Genomic DNA, 7,928 nt, shown 5'->3' with positions numbered 1-7,928 from the left:
ATGGTACCGCGGCGCAGTGTATCCTTTTTCGGCGCGGTCCAGCCGATGGCTGGCTCCCAGTGGACGGCGCTGACCGCCGATTGCGTCGCGGATCTTCTCGCGGAGGCCGCGGACCGGCGTTGGGAAAGGCTGTTTCGTTTCACGCTGGCGCCCGACGAGATCTTCTTTCACACCTTGCTTTGGCAGTGCGGCCGACGGAGTGAAGTAGAGGACCCGATGTTTCGCACACGATCCGGTCAGGTCACGGCCGACTTCGCCAACTTCCACTACCTGGACCGGAACCTGTCGGGCTTCCGCACGCTTGCTGATCTACCGCTAATCGAGGACTCGGGGATGTTCTTTGCACGCAAAGTGACGGCGGCTCGGTCAGCTGACTTGCTAGATGCGCTGGACACCCGGGCCCTAAGGCCTGTGTGATGCTGTGATCAACGGAGTTTTCTTTGTGAGGTCATTAGTGCAGATCAACGACGAAGGCGGTGGCTGCCGGCGAGACACCCGTCGGGCATCTCGCCGTATCGACTCGCGAGGCGCTGCCAGGCCATTCAGTTTGTTGATCAGGCGCTGCTGGTCCTTGCGCGGCACCGAGGCGAACACATCGTCCACGTAGAGAGCCAACCTGGCCCGTACACACTTCACTTCATGTGCATCCACACATCCAACACGCCCACGAACAGCCCGAACCGAAAGACCCAACGGAGTACTACAACATCGTTGCGAGATAAAGAAATTGGCGCCGCCGACGGGGAGACAGGTTAGGTCGCCCGCATACTTGGTGTTCGGCTCCTGGGCGGGGAAGTCGCGCCGCAGCATGCCGACGGCTCGGGGACGGTGGCCGCACCTTCTTGCAAAGTTCGTTGATCGTGCGTTGATGCAGGTCAGTTGAGGCCGAGGATGGCCAGCGATCGTTCGTAGGGGCGGAGGGCTGTCGTGCGGAGTCCGGCGGCGATGTTGGTGTGGCCCGCGGCACGGAGCCGGTTGATGGCAAAGCTGCGCAGGGTGGCCATGTTCTCCGCGCTGTGCCCGGTGCGGATCTTGGAGGCGTCTTCGCGGAAGGCGGTGTCGCGGACGAAGTGGAGCCTGTTTTCGATCACCCAGTGCGCCCTGAGGACCGTCGCGATGCGTTCTGGGGACGCCTGGCGGCTGGTCAGGTCGGTGATCACGTAGACCGCCCGGCTCTGCTTGCCGGTCCGGGTGTCGGTGCGGTGGCGTACGACCCTGGCGGCCTGGGCGGCATGGGGGGAAGTCGACGCCGAGGTCGGTGACGGTCAGCACCTGCACAACCCGGGTCTCCTTCCGGCCGTGCCCCTGGATGCGGTCGTAGAACTTCGCCGTCACCTCGCCCCAGGGCAGGGTCCGCATCTGTTCGTAGAGATTCTTTTGGTTCCGCTTCACCCTGAAGGCGTAGTGCGCCTCCTTCACCCCGACGAGGAAGCGGGCGTGGTCGCGCTGAGTGTGCGGTGCGTCGCCGGTCACCGTGACTCCTTGCAGATCGTAGGGGTCCAACAGGGCGGCGAAAACACGTGATCTCGTTCGTCTTCTCGGGGACCCTGAGCTGGGTGACGGGTCATCGCGGCCAGCAGGTGTGCGGCCGGGGTGGTGCCCAGGCGCGAGCCGCGGGCGCTCTTGCCGTCGACCGCGAGGGTGTCGGCACCGGCCGGGTCGTGTCCGAGGAGGTCGGCCAGGCCACCGGGGCAGGTGTCTTTTGATGACCCGCCGGATCGTCGCACCCGCTGGGCGGGACGCGCACGGCCAGGGCGGTCGCGGTGTGGGCGCCGAGTTGGGCCAGGACGTCCTGCGGTGCGTCGGTGGCCCACTCGTCGATCGCCACGAAACTCCTCGCCCCGCTCACCACAGCAGAGCAGGCGATCAGCAGCACTGCCACGAACGGGTGACGCTTCCCCCGTCGGCACCGCGGATCGGCCAGCGTGGCCAGCCGCTCGGCCAGCGCACCCGTCGCGCGGTGCTGACGGGTGGGCGACTTGACCAGACAGACGGTGGCAGACTGGCGACACATCGAAGCTCCGTTGGGCGCAGGCGACTTGGGAAGGTCACCTCCACAACGGAGCTTCGTTGCGTTCGGTCGCGCGCCCTACCGGCATCCTCACACCGCCGTGACCTGCACACTCATGAGATCACCGCGACTTTGCAATCGCCCTGTCCCTACGGGCAGCTCAGCGGATGGTCGGACAGGACCTCCGCCTACTGCAACACTCCGATAACAAAGCCAGAGTTCCCGGCGATCACAGGCTGGCCCCGATCGGGAAGTTCAGAGAAATCCTCGCCAGTGAACAGCACACAAAGCACTTTGCCAACGGGGGTTTATGAGAGGGAGGAGCCACCAGGCTTCATTATCATCTGTTACACAGTGCGTCGTACCCGCAGCCAGGCTCACTCTGTGCCATTCTCTACCTGCCTGCGACGCAGGTAGAAGCAGCGAGGTGATGACGATGACTATGTTCCGCAAAAAGGTGTACGGCGCTAGGTTCTATACAGGTCAACAAGACGGCTCGGCGCGCTCTGCGGGGCGTGTGCTTCCGTTGGTGTTCGACCTAGTTCGACCGAGGAGTGTCATCGACCTGGGGTGTGGCACTGCCTCCTGGCTCGCGGTCGCGCGCAGCCTCGGCGCGGAAACCATCGTCGGAGTCGACGGCGGATGGGTGGCTGAGAAGGCTCTGCGTATCCCCCCCGACTGTTTCCTGAAGCACGACCTAGCTCATTCGCTCGACCTGAACGGCCGCCGCTTCGACCTGGCCATGTCTCTAGAGGCCGCCGAACACCTAGACGCATTCCGAGCCGACTCTTTTGTGGCTGACCTCTGTGCGCTAGCTGATGTCGTCCTCTTCTCGGCGGCCATCCCCGGGCAGACCGGCACCAACCATCGCAATGAACAATGGGCGACCTACTGGCGTGACCGCTTCCAGCACTTGGGCTACCAGCTGATCGACTGCCTCCGCAGCCGCCTGTGGGATGATCCAGAGGTCGAGCCCTGGTACGCGCAAAACGCCTACCTGTACGTCAGCTCGGATCGACTAGCCACGGACGAGCGTCTCCGCACCGCCGCAGCTGAGTCCGGGTGCATGCCTCTCGACGTGGTCCATCCCGGAACTCTGGCCTGCTTCTCGAAGCCCTATGCTCCGAAGTTCCCGGTGCCTCGAGAGCAGCGCCCCGCACCGATGCAGTTTACGGCCCGGAATCGCTGAGTGAATACCACGCGGCCTTCACTTTCGTCCGCTTCTGTGAAGGAGGCGACCGTCATCGGGTCTCCGCGACGCGAAGCAGGCGTCGCACGTTGAGGATGCCACGTCCTCCCGCGGCTTGCGGTTCTCACGCCTGAGCAAGGACATTTTCTCGCGTTCACTGCTGGTCAGCCCTTCGCATTCGCCCGCATCGTGCTGGGTTTGCTTCACCCTGAGCTTGTTCCGCTTTGACGGACACCTTTGGTGTGTTGGTCAGACCGCCAGGGCGCTGTCGTATTCGGCGGGTCTGCGGTAGCCGAGTCTGGTGTGGAGACGGGGCACGTTGTACCAGCTTTCGATTCACTCGAAGATCGCGGTGCGGGCGGCGGCCTTGCTGGGCCAGGGCCGGCTGTCGCCCAGCTCGTTCTCGAGAGTGGAGATTGCTCAATCCGCCGTCGCTGACGGACCGTGGGTCGGCTCCGATTGCAGCAGCGGGACTCGCTTCGTGAGCGCGGCAGCCGGAAGAGGATTGTCCGATTCGATGCCAGGGTCCGCGCTGACAACGAGGCCGGCTATTTGAGCGTCGAAGCCCGTCGGCCAAGATCGTAAGGTCGCTCGCCAGCGCGCCTTCCATCCTCGCCTCTCGCAGGTCAGTATCGTTGAGGTCGCTCGCACCCCGGAGGTCGGCCAACCGCAGGTCCGCGCCATCGAACACGGCATCCTGGGCACGGGCCTTGCGTAGGTTCGCCTCCCGCAGGTCCGCACGGGAGAAGTCCGCCGACCTTAAATCGGCCTTGACCAGGCGTGCACCTCGCAGATCAGCTTGCAGACAGCGGACCTGGTGGAGAATCGAAGTGCCGAGTTCGGCATGCCGCAAGTTGGCAGCGATCAGGGACGCCTTGCTCAGATTGACCTGGTAGACGCTCGCCGCTTCCAGGCAAGCGCCGTCGAAGTTGACTCCGTGTAGCCACAATCCGTCACAGTCGGATCGGCGCAGGTCAGTCAGGCAGACGTTGAGCCACTCCGGACGGCCTTCCTGGTACAGAACCCCGAGGCAGGTCAGCGCCGTCTGAGCGTCCGCGGCGCGGGTCTCCAAGGGGAGCACCCAGTTTATGGCCGCGTCCGCCGAATGATCAGGGTGTCCAGGATCAAGGGTCAGGCCCCCTCCCAGGCAGGGAAGTCCACCGGCATCGCCCGCCACTTGATCCCGTTGTCCAGGACGTAGAAGGCGGCGTCGAGCATCTGGCCGTGGCAGTAGCCCTCCGGGCGTCCGCCCCGGCCCTCCAACCACGCCGGCACCGGTAGTAGCGGCCTGAGCTCCGCCCACTGCTCATCCGTCAGAACCGTGTCGTACACCGGCGCCCGGTCGGGCTGATCCGCCGCGTTACCGAACCTGTGCGCGAGACAGTGGGCCTTTTCCATCTTCACTCTGAGCTGGTCAGATGGAGGGTGCGGATGGCCTGGACGAGGCTGGTGATCCGGGTGGTCGAGCACCGCAGTCTGCGGAGGAGCCTCCAGGACTTGAGGGTGGCGGTGGCCTGCTCCCCGAGGCCCGGATCTTGGTGTGGAACCGGTTCGCTGCCTTCTGGCCTGCGGAGAGGGTCTCCCACCGGCCCCAGTAGGGGATCCGGACTGTTCCGCCGGCGCCCCGGTAGCCTTTGTCGGCCCAGCACTTGATGCCGGCCTCGGCGAGGGCGCCGACAATGCCGTGTTCACGGGCAGCACGGACGTCGTGGACGGCGCCGGGCATGGCCGGTGAGGCCCACAGCAGCCGGCCGAAGAGGTCGGCGGTGACCTGCACGTTCATCCCGTGCTTCTTGGGTTCGCCGGAGCAGAACCGCCGGTCCGCGGCGATGCCGTCAGTCGGCAGGAGCGTGCCGTCCAGGAGCAGATACGCCTTCACCGACGCGGTGCGCACCGTGTCGGCCAGGCTGGGGGTGAGGACGGCCAGGAACTCGACAGCCTCGGTGACATAGCGGTAGGCCGTCGTGGTGCCGACGCCGAACCCGGCCGCGAGCTGGGCATAGGTGGGTCCCACCCGCAGATGGGCGAGTGTCAGCAGGGCTTGGCGGCCGGCGCTCCGACGCCGACGCGAGCCGGTCGTACGGCGGTGCCGCCGCAACTGCTGCGTGAGGAAGCGGAGGGCAGAGCTGGACACGTCGACGCCCGACGGGTACAAGCACGTGAAGCCTCTGGTGGAGACGGTTCTCTTGGTCGAAAACCCATCTACCAGGGGCTTCACCACGTTGCCAGCCCAACCGCCCTACTTCAGAGGCAGGTTGGAAAGGGCTCAGTTAATCGAAGAAGCGAGACCGCACTCAAGATCGAAAGGAATACAGCTTCTCACACCGGCTCAGCCACCGGAAGTGAAACAAGGGGGCCTTGGGACTCCGGCGTGTCCGGGGTACTCTACCGTCCCCTTGGGTTACTTTGAGGATCATGGGAAACACTCGAACCTTGAGCATTCGGCGGCAGATTAAGGCGGTCATCAAGCGCCAAGCGGCCGTTGCAAACAGGGCGCTCTCGCATGCGGGAATCCTTGTTGCGCCACGCCATTACTACTCTTCTGCACCGGATCTGCGCGGCCTCGCGGCGACTCAGGAATTTTGGCGAGCTGCTTCCCGCCTCCCCGGCCTGCGTATCGACTTGGACGAGCAGGTAATCTGGCTCGAGAAGACCTGCACACCCTTTGTCGACGAGTATCGCGGAAATGGGATCTCCGACCCGACGGGTCGGCTCGGCCCCGGGTACGGCTATATCGAAGGGCAGGCTTTGCACGGCATCCTGCGCTCGGTGCGCCCGCGTAGATACCTCGAAGTCGGCAGCGGCGTCTCCACCCACATCGCAGTACGGGCACTTACCCGCAATGCGGAGGAAGGCCACGCAGGGACGGTAACCTGCGTTGAACCATACCCGCGCGAGTGGCTGGTCCATGATGCACGTGTAGAGCTGCACCGGGCACCGGTCCAGGCCGTCAATCTGGAGATGTTCACCTCGCTGACCGCCGGGGATGTCTTGTTCGTCGACTCATCCCATGTGGTCAGGCCGGGTTCGGATGTGAACTTCCTTGTACTGGAAGTCTTCCCACGCCTCGCACCTGGGGTGATCGTGCATATGCACGACATTTATCTACCGTATGACTATCAGTGTGACCTGCTGGACAGCGTGCTCCACTGGGCCGAAACATCGCTCGTGAGAGCTTTCCTGACGCATAATGAGCATGCGGATATCCTCGCATGTATGTCTCACCTCCACTATGAACGGCCCGACCGACTGCGTGCCGTGTTCCCGGACTACCAACCGGCCCCTCACGATGATGGTCTTAGCGCCGGCGAGGGACACTTCCCGTCCTCGCTGTGGTTCAAAGTCTGCTGATTGCATGCATGGGGGGTGAGTTCGCGGCTGCGGGACGCCAGCTGCCCGGTGCGCAGGAAGGCCAGTAGCTCGTCGGGGGTGCTGAAGAGCAGGGTGGTCTTCTCGATGCTGACCTTGTGCTCCCGCAGGAGCATGCGGGTGTCGGTGACGACTTGGCTCATGGTGCGGTCGTTGATCTCCAGCATCTTGCGCAGGACCCGCTGCGAGCACACGCGCCGAGGTAGAGCAGCGTGACGAGGATGCGGTCGCGGCTGTTGAGCAGGGGCTTCTTGCCCTGTGTGCCGGGGCGCTGGCGGCGTGGCCCACCGCGCGCTTCGTATCGCTGCTGTTCCCCACTGCGCCCGCTGGGCTGCGGCCAGCTTCTCGGCCAGGGCGTCGAGATCACCGCTGGTCATGCCAGTCAGACGCGGGTCGTCCATCATTTCCAGCACCGTGACCCGTTCCGTTGTCGGGGAAGGCGCCGGTGCGGCTGTCCGGTCGGTCGCTGCCGGACGGAGCGTGTGGTTCCAGGTGCCACGCACGGGGTGGGGTTCGATGGGCAGGGCCTGCATCCGTGCCTTGCTGATCGCCACGCCGAGCGGATAGGCGCCTGGGTCGAGTTCGGCGTGAACACGCAATCCGGCGCGGGTGGTGGTCGAGGCGATCGGGTGGACGACGACTTCGTGGCTCGTCAGCGGCCTGCCTCGCCAGTTCATCGTGATCTGGGAGAACCCGGTGCTCGATCTTGTTCCACTTCGGAGCAGGGTGGTCGTTGGGCCTGGCATGCATCCTTGGGTGGGGTTGTCTGATCAGGTGCGACTGGGTGTGGTGACCCGGTGGGTGACTCCGGAACTGGTCGACGAGGTGCTGGACAGGTGCAAGGTTCGGGACAAGAGGCCCGGCGCACTGCCGGCCGGGTTTATGGTCTGCTACACCCTCGCCCTGGCGCTGTTCCAGCAGGACTCCTATGACGATGTTGCCAAGCAACTAGTTGGCAATATCCCGGAGTTGAATGCCAGCGTTCCGAACAAGTCCTCGTTCACGCGGGCCCGCACGCGCTTGGGGCCGCTGGTCTTGGAGGTCTTGTTCCATGAGCTGGCCCGCCCGTTGGGGTTGGCCGGCCCGGAGGGCTCCTTCTACCGGGGGGGATGCGGCTGGCCGCAGTGGACGGGTTCGTCCTGGACGCGTCGGACACGAAGGCCAACCGGGCCGCGTTCGGCGGTCCGGCCAAGAACGGCCTGCCCGCGGGGTTCCCGCAGGTGAGGGTGGTCACGCTGACCGAGTGCGGCACACACGGCCGATCCCGCCGAAGCCTCCGGCGCCTGCACGACGGAGGCGAGCCCGGCGAAGGCCATCGCGGCCGCGACCGTCGCGGTTTTCTTCAAGGCACCTTGGGGG

The 7,928-nt window shown here is 64.9% G+C and carries 7 protein-coding genes and 4 pseudogenes; 5 read left to right on the top strand and 6 right to left on the bottom strand.

Annotation, left to right across the window (positions count from 1 at the left end; genetic code table 11):
* Window positions 1–417: hypothetical protein (locus tag AB0N17_RS44580; RefSeq protein ID WP_366017421.1), on the top strand; the 417-nt coding region annotated here is incomplete at its 5' end.
* Window positions 418–989: 572 nt separating this feature from the next.
* Here the strand turns inward: AB0N17_RS44580 and AB0N17_RS44575 are convergent.
* Together AB0N17_RS44575 and AB0N17_RS44570 are read right to left on the bottom strand one after the other, a co-directional pair.
* Window positions 990–1,169: pseudogene (locus AB0N17_RS44575) on the bottom strand (transposase); the annotation flags it as partial.
* A 395-nt stretch (window positions 1,170–1,564) separates the two neighbouring features.
* Window positions 1,565–2,014: a transposase family protein gene (locus AB0N17_RS44570; RefSeq protein ID WP_366017420.1), complete on the bottom strand. Its 450-nt coding sequence runs from the start codon at window positions 2,012–2,014 to the stop codon at window positions 1,565–1,567.
* A gap of 433 nt (window positions 2,015–2,447) precedes the next feature.
* Between AB0N17_RS44570 and AB0N17_RS44565 the strand changes: the two genes are divergently transcribed.
* Entirely contained in the window at window positions 2,448–3,200 is a 753-nt protein-coding gene (locus AB0N17_RS44565; protein WP_366017419.1) for a methyltransferase domain-containing protein, read from the top strand.
* Window positions 3,201–3,354: 154 nt separating this feature from the next.
* On the opposite strand, the gene AB0N17_RS44560 is transcribed toward AB0N17_RS44565, so the two are convergent.
* The 3 genes and pseudogenes from AB0N17_RS44560 to AB0N17_RS44550 form a co-directional block, all read right to left on the bottom strand.
* Entirely contained in the window at window positions 3,355–4,281 is a 927-nt protein-coding gene (locus AB0N17_RS44560; protein ID WP_366017417.1) for a pentapeptide repeat-containing protein, read from the bottom strand.
* Between the two features lie 50 nt (window positions 4,282–4,331).
* Window positions 4,332–4,532, bottom strand: coding sequence for a transposase (locus tag AB0N17_RS44555; protein WP_366017416.1), 201 nt, complete (start codon window positions 4,530–4,532; stop codon window positions 4,332–4,334).
* 68 nt (window positions 4,533–4,600) lie between these two features.
* Window positions 4,601–5,355, bottom strand: a pseudogene (locus AB0N17_RS44550) (transposase family protein).
* Window positions 5,356–5,615: 260 nt separating this feature from the next.
* Here AB0N17_RS44550 and AB0N17_RS44545 point away from each other — a divergent pair.
* Complete coding sequence (locus AB0N17_RS44545) at window positions 5,616–6,551, top strand: class I SAM-dependent methyltransferase (RefSeq protein WP_366017415.1); 936 nt, start codon at window positions 5,616–5,618, stop codon at window positions 6,549–6,551.
* A 488-nt stretch (window positions 6,552–7,039) separates the two neighbouring features.
* Here AB0N17_RS44545 and AB0N17_RS44540 read toward each other — a convergent pair.
* Window positions 7,040–7,286, bottom strand: a pseudogene (locus AB0N17_RS44540) (ISAzo13 family transposase); the annotation flags it as partial.
* Window positions 7,287–7,313: 27 nt separating this feature from the next.
* Between AB0N17_RS44540 and AB0N17_RS44535 the strand changes: the two are divergent.
* On the top strand, window positions 7,314–7,793 hold the full coding sequence (locus tag AB0N17_RS44535) for a transposase domain-containing protein (RefSeq protein WP_366017414.1): 480 nt from the start codon (window positions 7,314–7,316) through the stop codon (window positions 7,791–7,793).
* Window positions 7,679–7,928 (top strand): annotated as a pseudogene (locus AB0N17_RS44530) (hypothetical protein); the annotation flags it as partial. The gene AB0N17_RS44535 and the pseudogene AB0N17_RS44530, both read left to right, overlap by 115 nt.

Source organism: Streptomyces sp. NPDC051133 (assembly GCF_040682635.1).
Lineage (GTDB): Bacteria > Actinomycetota > Actinomycetes > Streptomycetales > Streptomycetaceae > Streptomyces.
Note: the sequence above shows the minus strand (reverse complement) of the source record. Positions and strands in the feature narration are given on the sequence as shown.